Raw genomic sequence first — 18,320 nt, forward strand, 5'->3', positions numbered from 1 at the left:
GGGCCGCGGGGCGGCAGGCAAAGCGGAGACGGCCCATTCTCCGCCATGCCTTCAGGGGCCCGTGGCCTACAGGCACGTCAGGTGCCGACGTACGCCGCGAGGTGCTGGCCGGTGAGCGTGGCGCGCTTGGCGACCAGGTCGGCCGGTATGCCCTCGAAGACCACGCGCCCGCCGTCGTGGCCGGCGCCGGGGCCCAGGTCGATGATCCAGTCGGCGTGCGCCATCACCGCCTGGTGGTGCTCGATGACGATGACCGACTTGCCCGCATCCACCAGCCGGTCGAGCAGGGCCAGCAGCTGCGCCACGTCGGCCAGGTGCAGGCCGGTGGTCGGCTCGTCGAGCACGTACACGCCGCCTTTCTCGGCCATGTGCGTGGCCAGCTTGAGCCGCTGGCGCTCGCCGCCCGACAGCGTGGTGAGCGGCTGGCCCAGGCTCAGGTAGCCCAGGCCCACGTCGGCCAGCCGTTGCAGGATGGCGTGCGCGGCCGGCGTGCGCGCCGAGCCCTCGCCGAAGAAGGCCGCGGCCTCGGTCACCGGCATCGCGAGCACCTCGCTGATGTCGCGCCCGCCGAAATGGTGTTCGAGCACCGAGGCGTGGAAGCGCTTGCCCTCGCACTCTTCGCAAATGGTGGCCACGCCGGCCATCATCGCCAGGTCGGTGTAGATCACGCCCGCGCCGTTGCAGGTGGGGCAGGCGCCTTCGGAGTTGGCGCTGAACAGGGCCGGCTTCACGCCGTTGGCCTTGGCGAAGGCGTTGCGGATCGGGTCGAGCAGGCCGGTGTAGGTGGCGGGGTTGCTGCGGCGAGAGCCGCGGATGGCGCCCTGGTCGACCGCCACCACGCCCGCGCCGGCCGGGATCGATCCGTGCACCAGCGAGCTCTTGCCCGAGCCCGCCACGCCGGTCACGACCACCAGCACGCCCAGCGGAATGTCGACATCGACGTTGCGCAGGTTGTGCGCCTTGGCGCCGCGGATCGGCAATGCGCCGGTGGGCTGGCGCAGCTTCTTCTTGAGCGCGGCCCGGTCGTCCAGGTGCCGGCCCGTGAGCGTGCCGCTGGTGCGCAGCGCTGCCACGCTGCCCTCGAAGCAGACCGTGCCGCCCGCCGAGCCCGCGCCGGGGCCGAGGTCGACGACGTGGTCGGCGATGGCGATGGCCTCGGGCTTGTGCTCCACCACCAGCACCGTGTTGCCCTTGTCGCGCAGCCGCAGCAGCAGCTCGTTCATGCGCTGGATGTCGTGCGGGTGCAGGCCGATGGTCGGCTCGTCGAAGACGTAGGTCACGTCGGTGAGCGAGGAGCCCAGGTGGCGGATCATCTTCACGCGCTGCGCCTCGCCGCCCGAGAGCGTGCCCGAGGGGCGGTCGAGGCTGAGGTACCCGAGGCCGATTTCCACGAAGGAATCGAGCGTGTGCGCCAGCTTGGCCAGCAGCGGCGCCACCGAGGGCTCGTTCAGGCCGCCGACCCACGCGGCGAGGTCGCTGATCTGCATCGCACAGGCCTCGGCGATGTTGAGCTTCTTGATGCGCGACGAACGCGCTGCCTCGCTCAGCCGCGTGCCTTCGCACTCGGGGCAGGTGGTGAAGGTCACGGCGCGTTCCACGAAGGCGCGGATGTGCGGCTGCATCGCCTCGACGTCCTTGGCCAGGAACGACTTCTGCACCTGCGGAATGAGGCCCTGGTAGGTGAGGTTGATGCCGTCGATCTTGATCTTGGTCGGCTCCTTGTGGAGCAGGGCCTCGAGTTCTTTCTTCGTGAACTTGCGGATCGGCTTGTCGGGGTCGAAGAAGCCGCAGCCGTTGAAGATGCGCCCGTACCAGCCTTCCATGCTGAAGCCCGGGATGGTGAGCGCGCCTTCGTTGAGCGACTTGCTGTCGTCGTAGAACGCGGTGAGGTCGAAGTCGGTGACCGCGCCCCGGCCTTCGCAGCGCGGGCACATGCCGCCGGTGCGGCTGAAGGTCTGCTTCACCGTCTTGCTGGCGCCGCGCTCCACCGTGATGGCGCCGGTGGCCTTCACCGACGGTACGTTGAACGCGAAGGCGCTGGGCGAGCCGATGTGCGGCTTGCCCAGGCGGCTGAACAGAATGCGCAGCATCGCGTTGGCGTCGGTCGCGGTGCCGACGGTGGAACGCGGGTCGCCGCCCATGCGCTCCTGGTCCACGATGATCGCGGTGGTCAGGCCGTCGAGCACGTCGACCTCGGGCCGCGCCAGCGTCGGCATGAAGCCCTGAACGAAGGCGCTGTAGGTTTCGTTGATGAGCCGCTGCGACTCGGCCGCGATGGTGCCGAACACCAGCGAACTCTTGCCCGAGCCCGAGACGCCGGTGAACACCGTGAGCCGCCGCTTGGGCAGCTCGACGCTGATGTCCTTCAGGTTGTTCACGCGCGCGCCCTGCACGCGGATGAGGTCGTGGTGGTCGGCGGCGTGCCTGCCGTTCGCGCCCTGCGTGCGCGTTGCGCTCTTTGCTTCCTTCTTCGGGGCCTTGCTGCTCATCGGGTCTTTCTCTGGAAGGGACACGGGGCCGCCACGGCGGCGGCGCCCGTGCAGGAGGTCAGGGGGCTGCGGCGCCGGAGGCCGGCTCAGCGCGTCTGCTGGATGCGGATCAGGTTGCCCGCCGGGTCGCGCACCGCGCAGTCGCGCACGCCGTAGGGCTGGTCCGTGGGCTCCTGCACGATCTCGGTGTTGCAGGCCTGCAGGCGCTCGAAGGTGCCCTCGAGGTCGGGCGTGGCCAACAGCAGCGAGGCGAAGGTGCCCTTGGCCATCATCTCGGCGATCGTGCGGCGCTCGTCGTCGGTGAGCCCGGGCGTGGCGGCCGGCGGGTACAGCACGATGGAGGTGGCGGGCTGGCCAGCCGGGCCGACCGTGATCCAGTGCATGCCGCCGTAGGCGACGTCGTTGCGCACCTCGAAGCCGAGGGTGTCGCGGTAGAAGGCCAGCGAGGCCTGCGGGTCGGTGTGCGGAAGAAAGCTCGAATGGATGCTGAGGTTCATGGTGACGAGGGTCCGTGGTTGTGTCGGGCCGTCATGCTAGGTGCGACGCGGGGTTTCGCGCTTCTCGATTCCTGATCGGCCGCGTCACTTGTTTGGCCACGCACGCCGGCATGCCCGCCGTCGCCTGCGCCGCCTCGCGCCGGTAGACGCCGGGCGACACACCGACCAGCTCGGTGAAGCGCGTGGTGAAGGTGCCCAGCGAGGCGCAGCCGACCTCGAAGCAGACCTCGGTCACGCTCAGGTCGCCGCGGCGCAGCAGCGCCATCGCGCGCTCGATGCGCCGCGTCATCAGGTAGGCGTAGGGCGACTCGCCATAGGCCAGGCGGAACTGACGGCTGAGGTGCCCGGCCGACATGTTCGCGTCGCGCGCGAGCGCTTCCACGTCCAGCGGCTGCGCGTGCTCGCGGTCGATGCGGTCGCGCACGCGGCGCAGCCGTGCGAGGTCGGGAAGAGAAGGCTGGGGCTGCGTGGCGGTCATCGGCGGGATCGTGCCACGTCGCTACGGCCTGCTCAAGCGCAGGCAAAGGTTCCACATCCGGTAACGAACTTCACACAAGCGCCTGCATCTGGACACCCGATGCGCACGCAGCGGGGCTTCAATACGGTACGGGCTCGCAGCAGGCGGGCCCGACCGTACAGCCCCACCCAAGGAGAACTCCGCATGACGAAAACACTCGCGCTTCTGCTGGCCGCCTCGGCCATCCTGGCTGGTTGCGTGGTCGCCCCCTACGACCGGGGCCCGCCCCCGCGCGGCCACGGCTACGACCGCGACCGTGACGGCGTGCCCAACCGCTACGACCGTGACCGCGACAACGACGGCGTGCCCAATCGCTACGACCGCCGGCCGAACAACCCCTACCGCTACTGACACCGGGGCCGAGGGCCCTCAAAGAAAAAGACCGCGAGGCGCGCAGCCCCGCGGTCTTTTTTTTGTGCGTATGTGGATGTGCTCAGGTGGCGCGTCGCGCCATCAGCGCCCACAGGCCGGCCGCGCTCAGCAGCGAGCCGCCCGCCAGGTGGAAGCGCCGCTGCGCGCGCGGCGAGGCGAGCAGCCGGCCGGCCGAGCTGGCGAACACCGCGTAGAGCGTGGCATTGAGCGTGGCCAGCGCCACGAAGGTCAGCGCCAGCACCCACATCTGATGCGACACGTCGGCGCCCGGGCGGATGAACTGCGGCAGGAAGGCCACGAAGAACACGATGCCCTTGGGGTTCAGGGCCGTCACCAGGTAGGTGTTGGCGAACAGGCGCCAGCGCGAGGCCGGTGCGGCCGGCGCGGCGGTCTCGGTGGACGAGATGCCGGCGCGCAGCAGCTTGATGCCCAGGTACAGCAGGTACAGGCCGCCGACCCACTTCACCACCGTGAACCAGAAGGCCGACGCGGCCAGCAGCGCGCCCAGGCCCAGCAGCGACACCACCAGCGCGGTCGAATCGCCCAGCGCCACCGCGGCCACCAGCGGCACGTTGGCGCGGCGGCCATGCGACATCGAATAGCTGATCACCGTGAGGATGGTCGGCCCCGGAATGATCAGCAGCAGCGCCGAAGCGGCGACGAAGGCGAGCCAGAGTTCGATGGGCATGGGTGTTCCTGAAAGAGGGAGGAAGAGAGGGAAGGGCGGTGCGCCGTTCAGCGTGGGAACGAAGTCTTTTTCATGCGTCCGAGGTCGAAGCAGGTGCGCCGAAACGCAGCGCGGACCGCGCCTTGGCACGCTCGGCCTCGATGGCCCGGTCGCGCGGCTCGGCCGTGGTCACCAGCGAGTCGATCAGCCGCGCGGCCGTGGCGGCCACCTCGTCCACGGCGCGCTCGAAGGCCTGCTCGTTGGCGCGCGAGGGCACGCTGAAGCCGCTGAGCTTGCGCACGAACTGCAGGGCGGCGGCGCGGATCTCCTGCTCGGTGGCAGGGGGCTCGAAGTTGTAGAGGGTCTTGATGCTGCGGCACATGGCGAATGCTCCGGTCAGGCGCGGCGCAGGGGCCGCGCGGCCAGTCTAGCGAAATCGCGTTTTCTTGCGCAGCACCCGCCGGGCAAAGGCTATTTCAGGCTCAGGACACCCAGCCCCAACCCGATGACACCCAGCACGAAGCTCACGAGGCTGATCTGCAGCGGGATGCGGTAGGCGGGATCGGGGTGGTCCCAGTGCGCGCGCAGCACCTCGAGCGCGGTGGCCCGGCGGATTTCCATTGCGCAACCGTGAAAGCCCTGCATGTTGATGCTGCTCTTGGGAATCTGCAGCGAGAGCCGGGTTTCGTAGTCGATCTCGATGCCGTCTTCGGGGAAGCCTGGGTCGCGGCCGATGCCCCGGATCATGCGGCAGCAGCGCTTGCCGGCGTTCGTCTTCAGCACCACCCAGGCGTTGCGCCCGCCCAGCGGCGCGAGCCGCTGGTTGTGCACGCGGATCAGCGAGAAAGCCTCGTAGTCCGCCGGGTTGGTGAACGAGCGTTGTTGCGTGACGTGGAGTCCTGTGACCATGATTTCCTCCCTCTGTGAATGAACGCCGGTGCGCCTGCCGGACAGCCCGTGCAGGCGTCGGTTTCGACGTTAGTTCAGAAGGCGGGAGGTGCCCATTGGCGTTGCCATGGAGAGAACGATTCAATCGTCAACAATGGTGAAGCCGACGGGCGATCCGGCCGCGCGTCGGCCTGGGCTCAGTCGCCCTCGTAGAAGAACTCTTCGCGCACGATCTTGCCGTCCTTGACGGTGTACAGCGCCATCTCTTCCATCGTGAAGCGCTGGCCCGTGGGCTTCATGGTCACGTCGAAGCGAAAGCCCACGATGAAGCGATCGTCGTGCGGCCAGGGGCCGGCCACCTGGAACGAGTGCACCTCGTGGTTGGCCACCCACCATTCACCCTTGGCGCGGATGGCCGACAGGCCCACCGACTCGCGCGACATGCCGGGCGGCGCGCTGGCCTCGACGCTGACGGCCTCCGGCGCGTAGAGCGTCTGGGCTTCATCGAATGTCCCTGCTTTGCACAGCGCCACGAGCTTGGCGGCGATTTCCTGGGTGTTCATGCGTTTCTCCAGTGAGTTGGGGGGATGACGGGAGGCGCAGTGTAGGCCCGCGCACCGTGCGTCGTCGACAGATGTTCAACGCGCTGGTTCGTTGAGCGCGCGCAGGCTGTCGACGCCCTCCGGCGAGAGCCACAGCAGCGTGTTCAGGTAGGTCTCGATGCGGTCGACCAGTGCGCTGCGCGGGCCCTCGCGCCATTCGGTGGAACCATAGAACGCCGCCTGCTCGGCCTCCAGCGCCTCGCGGCTCGCGTAGGCGCGCACGAGGTGGTAGCTCTCTTCCTCGTGGTCCGACCGGCCATAGCTCACCACGTCCATGCCCTTGCTGCGCAGCATGGGCACCGCGCGTTCATGCATCGCGCGGTGGAAGTCGTCGAGGGTGCCGGGCTTGAGGCGGTAGGTGCGGATTTCGAGCAGGCGCTTCATGGGAATGGACGGCAGCGTTCATGCGGGAATGCGCGGTGCTTCGACGTCGTGCAGCCGCGCGCTGAAGTCGTACTTGTATTCGCAGTCGCCCGTGTAGGCCAGCGCGATCTTCCCGGTCCACGTGATGTGAAAGCGGTCGGTGCCCGCGATGCGGTCGAAGCGGATGCGGTGGTGGGCCGCGGCATCGTGTCCGAGCAGGTAGATGTGAAAGACGTTGTCTTCCATGTCGTCGGGCGGCGGCAGGTCGATGCTGACCTCGAGCCCGTCGAGTCGCGCCAGGCTGAAGTCGGGCAGTGCGCAGACCGCGAAGCCACCGCCGTCGCCCCAGGCGGTCGACGACAGCGTGCAGCGGTGGTAGTTGGTCCAGACCCCGGGCGCGTCCCAGTCGGACGGGTAGTCGATGTCCTCGTCTTCGGGCTCGTCGATCTCGCGCTCGGCGTCGTAGTCTTCACTGCGCAGGTGCAGGTCGAACCACACCTCGTTGTTCCTCACGGACGCGGTCCAGCGGAACTCCTTGATGGGATGGCCTTCGGGCCACGGGTTGCCGGCGAAGTGAATGCGGTCTCGAGGCGTCATGGGGCGGGTGTCGTGCGTGTTCGTTGCGCTGTCGTGTGCGCGGGCATGGGCGCTGTCGTCCGCGATCGTGACGCAGCGCGCCAGCAGGGCGGCCTCGCGCACCTCTTCGGTGGTGTCCACCTGGAACACGTTTTTGCCGCAGTCGCTGCAATACCGGACGCCGGGCGTGGCGGTGGCCTCGAGTGCGTCCCAGGGCTTGGGGCACGAGAGCGATCCGTCGTGCCCGCCTTGCGACGGCGCCTGCGGATCGACCGGTGCGCGGCCGATGCGGATCGACTTCTTCATGGGGGCGGTGGGCGGTGGGTGCCGAGGATGTACTGTGCGACCCATTCCGCCTGCTCCGGTGTGTCGGGCATGTCGACGCCCCGGGAGCGGCTCAGCAGGTGGAAGATGTTCTGGCGCGGAACGCCGAGCCCGTGCAGCAGGCTGCCCGCGATGAGGCCCGTGCGGCCGATGCCCGCGCGGCAGTGGATGGCGACGGCCTTTCCGCTCACCAGTTCGGCGCCCAGTTCGGCAATGAAGGCCGCCGCGTCCCGCTGCGATGCCGGCAGGCCTCGGTCCGGAATCGGGAAATGCCGGAACATGATGCCGTGTTCGGCGCACAGCGCAGGCTCTTCCCGGAGTTCAAGTGCCCTGATTTCCTGCACCTCGAGCAGGGAGACGACGACGTCCAGCGATGCACGCTGCCAGGCCGCCACCTCCTCGCGCAGCTGGTCGCCGCCGCGCGGGCGTGCCATCAGGCCCAGCCGATGCGGCGGTATGTCGCGGACCCAGTGGATGGTGGTCTCGAACATGGTCTGCGGACCTTACAGCCGATCGATCAGCCGCATCGCCCTCAGGTGAAAACGATCGCCGTCTTGTGCGCGATGCTCAGCCGCGCCGATTCGTACAGCAGCAGCCACGACTCGGTCTCCCGGTAGAGGCCTTCGTCCTCGCCCATGCTGTCGGCGATCCGGGCCGCTTCCTCGTCCGACAGCTCGCCGTCCGAGAGCGTGATGCCGAGCGCGGGGGCGACCAGCACCAGTTCTTCGAGCAACCGGTACGACGAGCCGAACATGCCGCCGGGCAGGTCGGTCTCGTCTTCCTCGGCAAAGATCACTTCGTCGAAGTCGACCGGCAGGTAGAAGCCTTCCGCGTCGGAGTGGCACAGCAGGTGGCTTTCGAACATGTTGGCCACGTCTTCGAGCGTCTCGTCTTCCGTGGGGTCGGCGTCCTCCGGCAAGGGCGTGGCGATCCAGCCGGGCGTCGTCACGCGGTGCGCGTAGGCGCGGCGCAGGTAGTGGATGAACGAATAGGGCAGGCCGTCCAGCGGCGCGCGCGATTCGAGCGGCGGCAGGCTGCGGGGCTCCACGTGCGGCGGCAGGCCGGCTTCGGCGAGCTTGCGGTTCGCGGCGGCGAAATCCGCCTCGAAGTGTTCGGCGCCTTCGGGATCGTTCTCGATCAGGTCGGCGAGGATGCCGACGCAAATGGCCAGGCCCATGGGGTTCTCCAGGTTGTGGGTTCGTCGCGATGGTGACGAGGCGCGGTGAAGGCGGGATGACGGCCCGCCTTCACCATGACCGCGTTACTTCGCCGCCTCCACCTTCACCCGCGCATTCGGCGTCTCGCCGAACATCTCGGGCGCGTACATCGCTTCGACGCGGCTGGGCGGCAGCGCGAAGTCGCCGACGTTGTTCAGGCGCACGGTGTATTCCATCTTCACCACGCCCTTGGGCAGGTACTCGTAGTAGCTGCGGAAGGCCTCGAAGCTGCGCTCCTCGAACGCCGGCCAGCCGGCGCCGCTCTTCTTCTCGCCCTGCGTGGCGATCTGCGAGTCACGGCCCAGGCCGCTGCCCAGGATGGTGGCGCCGCCCGGGACCGGGTCGGTGATCACGACCCAGGTCATGTCGGTGCTGGCGTTGACCTCGATGCTCACGCGCAGCACGTCGCCGCGCGTGTACTTGCCGGCCACGGCCTGCTCGACCGGCGTGACAGTCTTCTTCAGCGCATAGCCCGCCGCGAACGGCGCCTTCAGCTGCACGGCGGCCAGCGACTGCAGCGTGAGCCACGGCTTGCCGGTGCCCTGCTGCGTCACCAGCAGCGTGTCGCGCACGGGCGCACCCGTGGGCGATGCGGACCAGGGCAGGAACATGGTGTTGTTGCGCAGGTTGCCCGGCGAGGCGGGCGCGCCGAACATCGTGGTCTGGTTCGGGGCGCCGGTCGCGTCGCTGGCCTTCACGCGTTCGACCTTGCTCCAGTCGACCTGCGCCTTCACCGCGCCCAGCGTGGCGGCGGTGACGCCGGCCACCGGCGTGCTCTCGAACACCTTGCTGAACTTCTCCAGCGCCAGCCCGCCCCACAGGTTGGCGGTGGTGGTGTGCCAGGCGCCGTTCTGCTGGCGACCGATGAAGCCGTTGGCGAGCTTGCCGATGTCGTCCTTCCAGGCCGGGTCGTCCATCACCGTGAGCAGCAGGCGCGCGGTGTTGACGTCGCCGTTGGTCATGAGCCACCACCAGTAGTCGTCCTGCTCGGTGCTGAAGATGAGCTTGGTGCCCTGGTAGGACAGCCGCGCCTTCAGCACGTTGTTGGCTTCGTCCAGGCGCTGCTGGCGCTGCGGCACGTCGTTCACGCGCTTCAAGATGTTGACCCAGTCGATCACCGCGCTGGTGGGCCACTGGTTCGGCGCGATGGTGATGCTGCCGAGCATGCTGCCCTTGGCCTTGCCGTAGCGCGAGAGCGCTTCGAGCGCGGCGAGCTTGCGCACGTCCAGGTCCTTGCGCGGGCTCCAGAACTCGCGCGTGACGCGGCCTTCGACGAACGCGATCAGGCCCGATTCCATCGGTGCGCGCGCGTCGTCGGCGAGCGCGAAGGCCGGGTTGAGCTGCGCCGCTTCGTGCGTGGCCGCGAGCAGGTACGACGTGAGGATGTCGCTGCCGCGGTTGGCTTCGCCGTCGCGCGGCGGGAAGTAGCTGGCCAGGCCGTCGCTGTCCAGGTAGGTCGGCAGCGTGGCCAGCACGCCCTGCCACATCTTCGCGTCGCGCAGGCCGACCGCCTTGCTGGTCTTCTGTTCGAGGCAGCTGAAGGGGTAGTTGGCGAACCAGTCGCGCACGCCCGGCAGGCCTTCGGCCAGCTTGGGCTGCAGCGACATCTTCAGGCCGCCGCGGCCGGGCAGGGCGTCGGCGGGCGGCGCCACGTCGAGCGTGAACGGGCCGTCGACCTGCACCAGCGTGGCCTGCTGCACCGTGAGCGGCACGGCGGGCACGATGCGCTGGCGCACCTTGAGTGCGTCGCGCGCGCCACCGACCGTGTCTTTCGCCTCGATCTCCCACAGGATGGCCTCGGCGCGCGTCTGCGCGAGCTGCGCGGGCGCGGTCACGTTCCAGGCCACTTCACGCGATTCGCCGGCCGGAATGTCGACGGTCTGCGTCTCGAGCGTGAGCAGCGTGGCGCGCGGCGTGGCTTCCACCTTCATCGGTTTCTGCGTGGTGTTGCGCAAGGTGATCTGCGCGCGGAACTGGTCGTCCTCGCGCACCAGCGGCGGCAGGCCGCTGATGATCTGCAAATCTTGCGTGGCCTGGATGCTGGCCTGGCCGGTGCCGAACAGGCTGGTGCCCGCATCGGCCACGGCCACGATCTTGAAGGTGGTGAGCGCGTCGTTCAGCGGCACCGTCACCACGGCCTGACCGTTGGCGTCGAGCACGATCTTCGGGTTCCACACGAGCAGGGTGTCGAGCAGCTCGCGCGTCTGGCCCTTGCCGCCGCCGCCGCCCGCGGGCACGGCCTTGCGCCCGTAGTGGCGCCGGCCGACGATTTCCATCTGCGCGGTGGAGGTGCTCACGCCCCAGCTGCGCCGCTGCAGCATCGCGTTGAGCAGGTTCCAGCTGTCGTTGGGCATGAGCTCCAGCAGCGCCTGGTCGACCGCAGCCAGCGCCACTTCGGCGCCGGCTGCCGGCTTGCCGTCGGGCAGCTTGGCGGTGATGGTGACCTGCGCCTTGCTGCGGATCGGGTAGCTGGGCTTGTCGCTGGTGACGGTCACGTCGATCTGGTGCGCGCGCGTGCCGACGCGGATCTCGGCCATGCCCAGGCGGTAGGCGGGCTTGCTCAGGTCGACCATGGCGGTGGGCGCGACGTATTCCTTGCCCTCGTACCAGAAGGCGGTCCACCACTCGCGCGGTGCCTTGAAGCCCCAGGTGAAGAAGCTGTACCACGGCACTTCGCGCAGGCGCCCGCGCAGCGCGAGCACGCTCACGTAGGCGTTCGGGCCCCACTCGGGCTTGACCTGCAGGCTGACCGTCGGGTCCTTGCCGTCCAGCTGCACCACGTGCGTCTCGATGATGCCTTCCCGCTCCACCGCCACCAGCGCGGTGGCAAAGCGGAACGGGCTGCGCACCTGGAACTTGGCGACCTCGCCGGGCTGGTAGCTCTTCTTCTCGGGCAGCACGTCGATGCGGTCGTTGTCCTCGCCGCCGAACCACAGTTCGCCCTGCTTGGTCACGTAGACCGAGCTCACGGCGCTGGCGCTGCGGCCGTCGCTGTCGGTGGCGCTGGCCACCAGCTCGACCTCGCCGGCTTCCTTCAGCTCCGACTCGCACAGCAGCAGGCCGCGCGAATCGCTCTTGCCGGAGCAGACGGTGCCGATGTCCTTGGTCTCGGTCTTGTTGTCGTAGGTGTAGAAGCCGCCCACCATGCGCTTGCGGCTGGTGGTGGTGATGCGCGCCACGGCGCGCACGTTGAGCGTCACGCCGGCCTGGGGCTTGCCCGTGAGGTCGAGCGCGAGCGCCTGGAACTTGAGCTTCTGGCTGGTGGAGACCCAGCCCTCGGTCTTGATGCCGGCGATGACCGACGCGGGCCACAGCGTCTGCGTGCTGCGGATGGTCTGCACCTCGCCGTTCGGGTCGGCATACGTGGCTTCGAGCAGCAGCTCGCGCGCGGCCTTCACCTTGGGCACCTTGTCGATCGTGACCTTGCCGGCGCCGTCCTTGTTCAGCGTGAGCGGCAGCTTGTCGGCGATCACGCGGGTGTCGTTCACGCTGTTGAGGTCTTCCTCGCCGGCGCTGGTGTCGGCGGCGGTGGCGGCTTCGCTGCCGTCGCCGGCGGCACGCGGCGGGTTGAAGCTGAAGGCGTCGTAGTCGGAAAAGCTCAGGCCCTTGCCGCGCACCATGGCCGACACGCGCACCGGCAGGTTGGCGGCGCCGCCGCCGGCCACGTAATTGATCTGCACGTCGGTGGGCACGCTCGTGGCGGCCACCAGCGGCTTCTTCTCGGTGGGCGCGATGCGGCCTTCGAGCACCGGCAGGCGGAACTCCTCGACGCGGAAGATGCCGGTCGAGTAGGTGCGGTTGTTGCCTTCGTCGCTGGTGCCGTCGCCGCTGCGCAGCTCGACCTGGTACACGCCGAGCTTGGCGGCCGGCGGAATGGCAAAGCTGTTCTCGGCGCTCAGGCCGCCGGTGGCGGTCTTGCGCCAGGCCAGCGGCTGGGTGAAGCGCTGGCCGCTGCCCATGTGGGTCACGACCAGCGTGTCGGGCCGGTCTGCCGGCAGGCCGAAGCCCTTGCTGGTCTGCGTGCGCAGCAGGCTCTTCATCGACACCGTCTCGCCGGCGCGCAGCAGCGTGCGGTCGAAGATGGTGTGGGCGATGCCGTCGGGGCGCACGTCCAGGCTGGTGGGCACGTTGAAGCGCCAGGGCTCGATGCCGCGCTGCCAGTCGCTCCAGGTGAAGGCCAGGTCTTCCACGCCCTTGTCGTCCTTGGCGCGTGCGCTCACGAACCAGGCGCTGGTCTCGTACTCGTTCGGGCCGTTGCAGCTCGGTGCATCGGGCGATACGCCGTTGAGCATCACGATGCCGCTGGCGTCGGTGGTGCCGGTGGCCACGGCCTTGCCGTCGCAGCTGGACACGCGCACCTCGGCGCCCGCCACCACCTTGCCCTTGTCGAGCGTGGTGACCCAGGCCATCGAGTTCTCGCGGCCCAGCTTGAAGTGCACCGCCAGGTTGGTGGCCAGCGCGGTGGTGCGCACGTACATCGTGCGCCCGGCGTTGTAGCGCTCGTCGAGCAGGGCTTCGCCGAGTTTCTGCGAGGCGATCTCCAGCACGTGGAAGCCCGGCGTGAGCGGGATGCCGACCACTTCGAAGGGGCGCGGGTCGCCGCTCTCGGCCTTGGGCATGTCCAGGGCCTTCACGCCCGGCTGGCCGCCGAGCAGCGACACCATGCGCGTCTGCACGTGCGAGCGTTCGTTCTTGTCGATCACCGGGGGCAGGGCGCCCTTCACGTCGCGGCGCGCGGTGTCGCGGCTGACCGTGTAGCTGTCGTAGCGGCGCACCTTGCGGTACCACGCGATGATCTCGGCGTCGGTCTTGGGGTTGAGGTCGCTCACCTTGCCGGGCGTGAGCGCCTGCACCATCAGCTGCGGCTCCACGCGGCGCACGGTGACCGGCATCATGGCCGGGGTGCCGGGCTCGGCCAGGCGCTCGATCACGCCGAAGGGCGAGGCCGCGAACTTGGCCAGCGGCGGCATCGCGCCGGTCGCCACCTTCAGCGGAAAGCTGCCGGGCGTGCCCAGCGCGCGGCCCGAGGCGTCCTGGAAGCCGGAAGGCAGCTCGATGCTGAACTGCGTGCTCTCGGCCAGCGGCGGGCCGAAGCTCGCGCTGTTGACCACGTCGTCGTCGTTCTGCGAGCCGCCGCCGCTCTCGAGCGTGGCCTTGATCGTCTTGCCGTCGCCCTTGAGCACGATCTGCGAGGCCACCTTGCGCGTCACCGGCGCATTGAACTGCAGCTGCATCGGGCGCAGCGGCAGGCAGGCGGCCTGCGCGTTCTCGCGCTCGCAGGTGAAGGACACGGCGAAGGGCTCGCGCACCTGGTAGTCGAAACGGCGTTCCACGTTGTTGGCGACGCCCGACGGCGTGGCCACGCCCTTGCCGTAGACGACCTGCACCTTGGCGCCGGGCGTGAGCGTGCGGTTGCACTGCATCGTGATGAAGCGCAGCGGGTCTTTGGCGGCTTCCTTCTCACGGTGGAAGGCCTTGAGCAGTTCGGTGCGCGCCTCGCCCTCGAGCAGCTTGGCCGGAATGCGTTCGCCGACACCGTCGGCCGCGCACCAGACGTTCTGGCGCACGCTGTCGATGGTGGCCGCGCCGTTGAGCTCGAGCACGAACATCTGCTGCTCGTCGATGCGGGCGTAGGTGCCCGGCATGTAGTTGCGCACGAACGGGCCGCCGCTATTGAATTGATAGCGTTCGGGGCCGGTGAGCTCGCCGCCGCCGGCCGGCTTGAAGGTGGGAACGCGGGTGACCGAGCAGCGCACGCCGGGCGGCAGGTCGTTCTCGAAGTCGTAGACCCAGGCCTTGGCGTCGGTCCAGCGGCCGGTGCCCTTGCCGGCCTGCGCGTCCGAGCAGCTCACGGTGAGCGGCGCGGGCGCCTTGGGGTCGCCGAAGTTGACCGCCGCCTGATCGAACTTGGCGACGACCTGGCGCACGCGCGCCACTTCGCCCTGCGGGGTCAGGCTGGTGATCTGAAGTGCAAAGCCCGGGCCCGCCGCGAGCGCGCCGGCGGCCAGTAGCAATGTCGGAATGAAACGGTTCACGGAGTTCTCCACCTTGAGGCAGCGCGCAGCGTAGCCGATTTGCATGGCGCTCCGGGAGTGCCAAGCGTCATAGGCCGTGCGTGTTTGAAGCGCGCGTTCGGTCGACGTACGCCGGTCTTCTTACAATCGCTGACGTCGTGCGTGCGCTGCGCAGACCGCCACCAAGACCTCGCCGCCGACCGAATGAAACGCTACTGGGAAATAGACGCCTTGCGCGGGCTGATGCTCGTGCTGATGACCGTCACCCACCTGCCCACGCGGCTGACCGATCCGCTGGGCCAGCCTTTCGGCTTCGTGTCGGCCGCCGAGGGCTTCGTGCTGCTGTCGGCCTTCGTGGCGGGGCTGGTCTACAGCCGCATCGGCCACGTGCGCGGCGTCGACTCGATGCGCCAGGCCTTCTGGCGGCGCGTGCTCAAGGTCTACCTGTGCCAGGCGGCGATCCTGCTGTTTTTGTTTACCGTGATCGCCGCGCTCGGCGTGCACATCGACCAGCCGGCGGTCAAGAACCTCGTGTCGTACTACCTGGCCGAGCCGCGCGACGGCTTCCTGTTCGGGCTGCTGCTGATCTACGAGCCGCCGCTGCTGGACATCCTGCCGATGTACATCTTCTTCATGCTCATGAGCCCCTGGGTGCTGGCCTTTGCCATGCGCCACGGCTGGACGCTCGTGATGGTGGCCAGCGCCACGGTCTGGGCGATGGCGCAGTTCGGGCTCAGCGAATGGGTCTACGGGCTGGCGGTGCGTTACCTCGGCGTGCCGGTGCCGTTCCACGAGATGGGCGCCTTCAACACCTACGCCTGGCAGTTCCTGTGGTTCGCCGGCCTGTGCCTGGGCGCCAGCCGCAACGCGCCCGAGGCCCGGCCGCTGCGCTTTCCGGCCTGGCTGCTGGTGCTGGCGGCGGGCATTGCGCTGTACGGTTTCTACTGGCGCCACACCGGCATCAACGGCCAGGCGCCGTTTGGCGGCGATGTGGAGATGAACCTGCTGTTCGACAAGTGGCAGCTCGGCCCGCTGCGGATCGTGAACCTGGTGGCGCTGGGCATCCTGGCGGTGCGCTTCGGGCCCTGGCTCATGCGCAAGATCCCGCGCCTGCACTGGCTCGAGGCCATGGGCTCGGCCTCGCTGCCGGTGTTCTGCGCGCACCTCGTGGCGGTGCTGCTGGTGCTGGCCTTCTACGGCGACAACCAGATGGCGCGGCCCTGGTGGGGCGACGGCCTGCTGCTGGCGGCGGTGTTCGCGGGGATGTACTTCGTGGCACGCTTCACGCGCGGCGCCGACGTGCCGCCGCCGGCGGACGATGTGCCTTCGGAGCCTGCACCGGCGTAGGTGTCTGCAGGGAGCGCCGCTCGTTTTTTTGAGAAGAGGGGGAGGGCGATGATCGATTCCGTGCTTTGGAGACGTGCACTGGCGGCCTGCATGCTGGCGTGGGGTGCGGCGGCGCAGGCGGCGCTGCCGGAGGCGGTGCAGCAGGAAGTGCAGCGCTGGCTGAACTGCTACAGCCCGAACTATTCGTCGGCCTGCGAAATCGCACTCGACAGCAGCTCCGCCCTTGGCCGTGTGCGCCGTGGTTCGGCGCTCCTGCTGGGCTCGGAGGTCGATGCCGCGACCCGCGCCCGCGCGATGGAAGACCTTCGCTCGGCGGCGGCAGAGGGCTATCCGCCTGCCTACGAATCCCTGGCGGTCTTTCTCGGGCGTGGCGCCGGCTGGAGCGAGGGCCTGCGCTGGCGCTGGCGCGGGGCCGAACACGGCCATGCCGACGCGGCGAAACAGCTGAGCGGGCGCATCGACTTCGATGGGTCGGATCGCCAGTCGGCGGCCGATCGGATGTTCCTGTCGTGGGTCCACTGCCATCCCGCGTCGTTCGAGAGCAGCGGGCCCACGATGTCGGCCTTGAACGATGCGCGCAAGGCCTCATCGGGCGCCGACCTGACGCAAGTGATCGCCCAGGTTCACGCGAAACGGCTGAACGAAGCCAAGGCCAAGGCCGAGAACTTCCTGCAAGGCTGCGTGCCGGGCGCCTACTACCTGTCCAGCCTCTCGCCCGACGACCAGGCCTGGGTGCGCAAGACGGTGCGCGCCCGTATGGCGCAGACGCTGAAGAACATCAAGGCGGCGGTGCGCAAGTTCCCCGACCTGGAGCTGCTCACGCTCCCCGAATACCAGGACCTGCTGCCGCCGCCCTGATCAGGGCGCGTTGGAAGAAGGCGAGGCCGGTACCGAAGGCGGCTGCGGCAAATGCGGTGCCACCACCGACTGCCACAGCCGGTAGCCCTCGTCCGTCAGGTGCAGCCGGTCGCCGCGGAACAGTTCGGGGCGCGGGCGGCCGTCGGCGCCGAGCATCGGCGTGTGGATGTCGATGTACTCGCTGTTGGGCAGCAGGTTCAGGTAGGCCGAGATCACGTGGTTGGTCTCGCGGATCTGCGGCATCAGCTGTTCGCGCGACGGGCTGGGCTTGACCGAGATGAAGCTGATGCGCGCGTCGGGCAGCTCGGCGCGCACCGTGTTGGCAAAGCGCGCGAAGCTGTCCAGCACCTGCAGCGGCGTGCGGCCTTCGGCCAGGTCGTTGTCGCCCGCGTAGAGCACCACCTGCCGGGGCTTGTAGCGCACCACGAGGTCGCGCGCGAACAGGGCGCAGTCGGCCAGCGTCGAGCCGCCGAAGCCGCGGTTGACGATGCCACCCGGCACGCGGGAAAAGTCCTGCGACAGGCGCGTCCACATGCGCACCGTGGAGCTGCCCACGAACACCACGCCGCCAGGGGCCGGAAAGCGCTCCTGGTCGGCGCGCGCGAAGGCGGCCAGTTCGTTGTGCCAGCGGGCCTTGGCGGCGAGGTAGGCGGAGGTGGTGTCGGCGGCCGTGGCGCCGTCGGCTTCGTAGGGGAAGGCGGCGGCCGCGGTCTGGGCCTGGGCGGTGAAGGCGGCGGTTGCCAGCAGCAGGGCGGCGGTGGCCGCCAGCGCGGATTTCATCGAAGGCATCGGAAAGAGAACGGAAGCGGAGAAATTCAGGACAGGGTCAGAGCGTTTTTTCGATCAGCGGGCCATGGAACAGCACCGGCCCGGTCGGGCCGCCCGCGCTCGGGACGCCGCCCTTGGGCTCCAGGCTGATCGCCAGCGCCGGCACGCGCACATCGGATTCCGAGGCGGCCAGCCGCAGCGCCGGTGCATTGTCCAGCACGCCGAGCGAGCGCGGCGCGCCGCCGGGCGGCAGGGCCCACAGCTGCAGCGACTTGTCGGCGCCTTCGCGGAAGCTGCCCACGCGCTGCAGCACGAGCTGCTTCTTCTTCGGGTCGAAGGTCACGAGCATGGAGGCGGCGGCCTTGTCGTCGGACAGCACGGCCACGTACTGCACGGCGGGCGCGTTGATCAGCTGCTCGCGCAGGTTCAGGCCCACGCCCACGGCCAGCACGGCCACGAGCGCGCCGGCCGCGGCCGCGCCGCGCCACAGCGCGAGGCTGCGCAGCCAGCCGCCGGTCGATGCAGACGCAATGGGCGCGGCGTTGTCGCGCTGCCGCTCGAGGGCCTGCTGCGCCTGCTCGGCGTCGATCAGGTTGCGGATGCGGGTCCAGACGGCCGGGTCGGGTGCGACAGGCTGCTGCAGCTCGGTCATGCCGGCCAGCCGGCCCTGCCAGACCAGCGCGGCGGCGCGCACGGGCGCCTGTTCGCGCGCCAGGGTTTCGAAGCGGCGGCGGGCGCCGCCGCGCAGCGTGCCGAGTGCATGGCTGGCGGCCAGCAGTTCGAGCAGTTCGGGGTGGGCAAGGAGGTTCATGGGGCGGGTC

17 protein-coding genes are annotated in these 18,320 nt (G+C 69.2%); 3 read left to right on the forward strand and 14 right to left on the reverse strand.

Features of this window, described 5'->3' with window-relative positions; all coding sequences use genetic code 11:
* Positions 1–77 precede the first annotated feature (77 nt).
* The 3 genes from ACAM52_RS02715 to ACAM52_RS02725 all read right to left on the reverse strand — a co-directional run bounded on the left by ACAM52_RS02715 (position 78) and on the right by ACAM52_RS02725 (position 3,464).
* On the reverse strand, positions 78–2,489 hold the full coding sequence (locus ACAM52_RS02715) for an ATP-binding cassette domain-containing protein (RefSeq protein WP_369646052.1): 2,412 nt from the start codon (positions 2,487–2,489) through the stop codon (positions 78–80).
* An 86-nt stretch (positions 2,490–2,575) separates the two neighbouring features.
* Positions 2,576–2,986, reverse strand: a complete 411-nt coding sequence (locus ACAM52_RS02720) for a VOC family protein (RefSeq protein ID WP_307586579.1) — start codon at positions 2,984–2,986, stop codon at positions 2,576–2,578.
* Positions 2,987–3,017: 31 nt separating this feature from the next.
* Positions 3,018–3,464: a helix-turn-helix transcriptional regulator gene (locus ACAM52_RS02725; RefSeq protein WP_159273156.1), complete on the reverse strand. Its 447-nt coding sequence runs from the start codon at positions 3,462–3,464 to the stop codon at positions 3,018–3,020.
* Between the two features lie 183 nt (positions 3,465–3,647).
* Here ACAM52_RS02725 and ACAM52_RS02730 point away from each other — a divergent pair, with 183 nt between their 5' ends.
* Positions 3,648–3,854, forward strand: a complete 207-nt coding sequence (locus ACAM52_RS02730) for a hypothetical protein (protein WP_062474353.1) — start codon at positions 3,648–3,650, stop codon at positions 3,852–3,854.
* 82 nt (positions 3,855–3,936) lie between these two features.
* Here ACAM52_RS02730 and ACAM52_RS02735 read toward each other — a convergent pair whose 3' ends face one another.
* The 9 genes from ACAM52_RS02735 to ACAM52_RS02775 all read right to left on the reverse strand — a co-directional run bounded on the left by ACAM52_RS02735 (position 3,937) and on the right by ACAM52_RS02775 (position 14,547).
* Positions 3,937–4,563: a LysE family translocator gene (locus tag ACAM52_RS02735; RefSeq protein WP_307637472.1), complete on the reverse strand. Its 627-nt coding sequence runs from the start codon at positions 4,561–4,563 to the stop codon at positions 3,937–3,939.
* 70 nt (positions 4,564–4,633) lie between these two features.
* A complete protein-coding gene (locus tag ACAM52_RS02740; protein WP_159275593.1) occupies positions 4,634–4,924 on the reverse strand; it encodes a DUF2277 domain-containing protein in 291 nt (96 codons plus the stop codon).
* 89 nt (positions 4,925–5,013) lie between these two features.
* The gene (locus tag ACAM52_RS02745) at positions 5,014–5,451 is read right to left on the reverse strand and encodes a hypothetical protein (RefSeq protein ID WP_369646053.1); all 438 of its coding nucleotides are present in this window, start codon (positions 5,449–5,451) and stop codon (positions 5,014–5,016) included.
* Between the two features lie 176 nt (positions 5,452–5,627).
* Entirely contained in the window at positions 5,628–5,993 is a 366-nt protein-coding gene (locus ACAM52_RS02750; protein WP_369646054.1) for a SnoaL-like domain-containing protein, read from the reverse strand.
* A 75-nt stretch (positions 5,994–6,068) separates the two neighbouring features.
* Positions 6,069–6,416, reverse strand: coding sequence for an NIPSNAP family protein (locus ACAM52_RS02755; RefSeq protein WP_062474345.1), 348 nt, complete (start codon positions 6,414–6,416; stop codon positions 6,069–6,071).
* Positions 6,417–6,434: 18 nt separating this feature from the next.
* On the reverse strand, positions 6,435–7,277 hold the full coding sequence (locus tag ACAM52_RS02760) for a hypothetical protein (protein WP_369646055.1): 843 nt from the start codon (positions 7,275–7,277) through the stop codon (positions 6,435–6,437).
* Entirely contained in the window at positions 7,274–7,786 is a 513-nt protein-coding gene (locus tag ACAM52_RS02765) for a tyrosine-protein phosphatase (protein WP_369646056.1), read from the reverse strand. The genes ACAM52_RS02760 and ACAM52_RS02765 overlap by 4 nt, the downstream gene beginning before the upstream one ends.
* A gap of 41 nt (positions 7,787–7,827) precedes the next feature.
* Positions 7,828–8,472 (reverse strand): hypothetical protein, encoded by a 645-nt coding sequence (locus tag ACAM52_RS02770; protein ID WP_369646057.1) that lies wholly within the window; start codon positions 8,470–8,472, stop codon positions 7,828–7,830.
* A gap of 84 nt (positions 8,473–8,556) precedes the next feature.
* Entirely contained in the window at positions 8,557–14,547 is a 5,991-nt protein-coding gene (locus ACAM52_RS02775) for an alpha-2-macroglobulin (protein WP_095949656.1), read from the reverse strand.
* A 183-nt stretch (positions 14,548–14,730) separates the two neighbouring features.
* Between ACAM52_RS02775 and opgC the strand changes: the two genes are divergently transcribed.
* A complete protein-coding gene (gene opgC / locus ACAM52_RS02780) occupies positions 14,731–15,873 on the forward strand; it encodes an OpgC domain-containing protein (protein ID WP_062474337.1) in 1,143 nt (380 codons plus the stop codon).
* A 60-nt stretch (positions 15,874–15,933) separates the two neighbouring features.
* Positions 15,934–16,731, forward strand: coding sequence for a hypothetical protein (locus ACAM52_RS02785; protein WP_369646058.1), 798 nt, complete (start codon positions 15,934–15,936; stop codon positions 16,729–16,731).
* Here ACAM52_RS02785 and ACAM52_RS02790 read toward each other — a convergent pair whose 3' ends face one another.
* Both ACAM52_RS02790 and ACAM52_RS02795 read right to left on the reverse strand, forming a co-directional pair.
* Positions 16,732–17,511: an SGNH/GDSL hydrolase family protein gene (locus ACAM52_RS02790; RefSeq protein WP_369647691.1), complete on the reverse strand. Its 780-nt coding sequence runs from the start codon at positions 17,509–17,511 to the stop codon at positions 16,732–16,734. It lies immediately after the preceding gene.
* Positions 17,512–17,557: 46 nt separating this feature from the next.
* On the reverse strand, positions 17,558–18,310 hold the full coding sequence (locus ACAM52_RS02795) for an anti-sigma factor (RefSeq protein WP_095949601.1): 753 nt from the start codon (positions 18,308–18,310) through the stop codon (positions 17,558–17,560).
* Positions 18,311–18,320: the final 10 nt, after the last annotated feature.

The sequence above is a fragment of the Variovorax sp. V118 genome (assembly GCF_041154445.1).
In the GTDB taxonomy this organism is placed as follows: domain Bacteria; phylum Pseudomonadota; class Gammaproteobacteria; order Burkholderiales; family Burkholderiaceae_C; genus Variovorax; species Variovorax boronicumulans.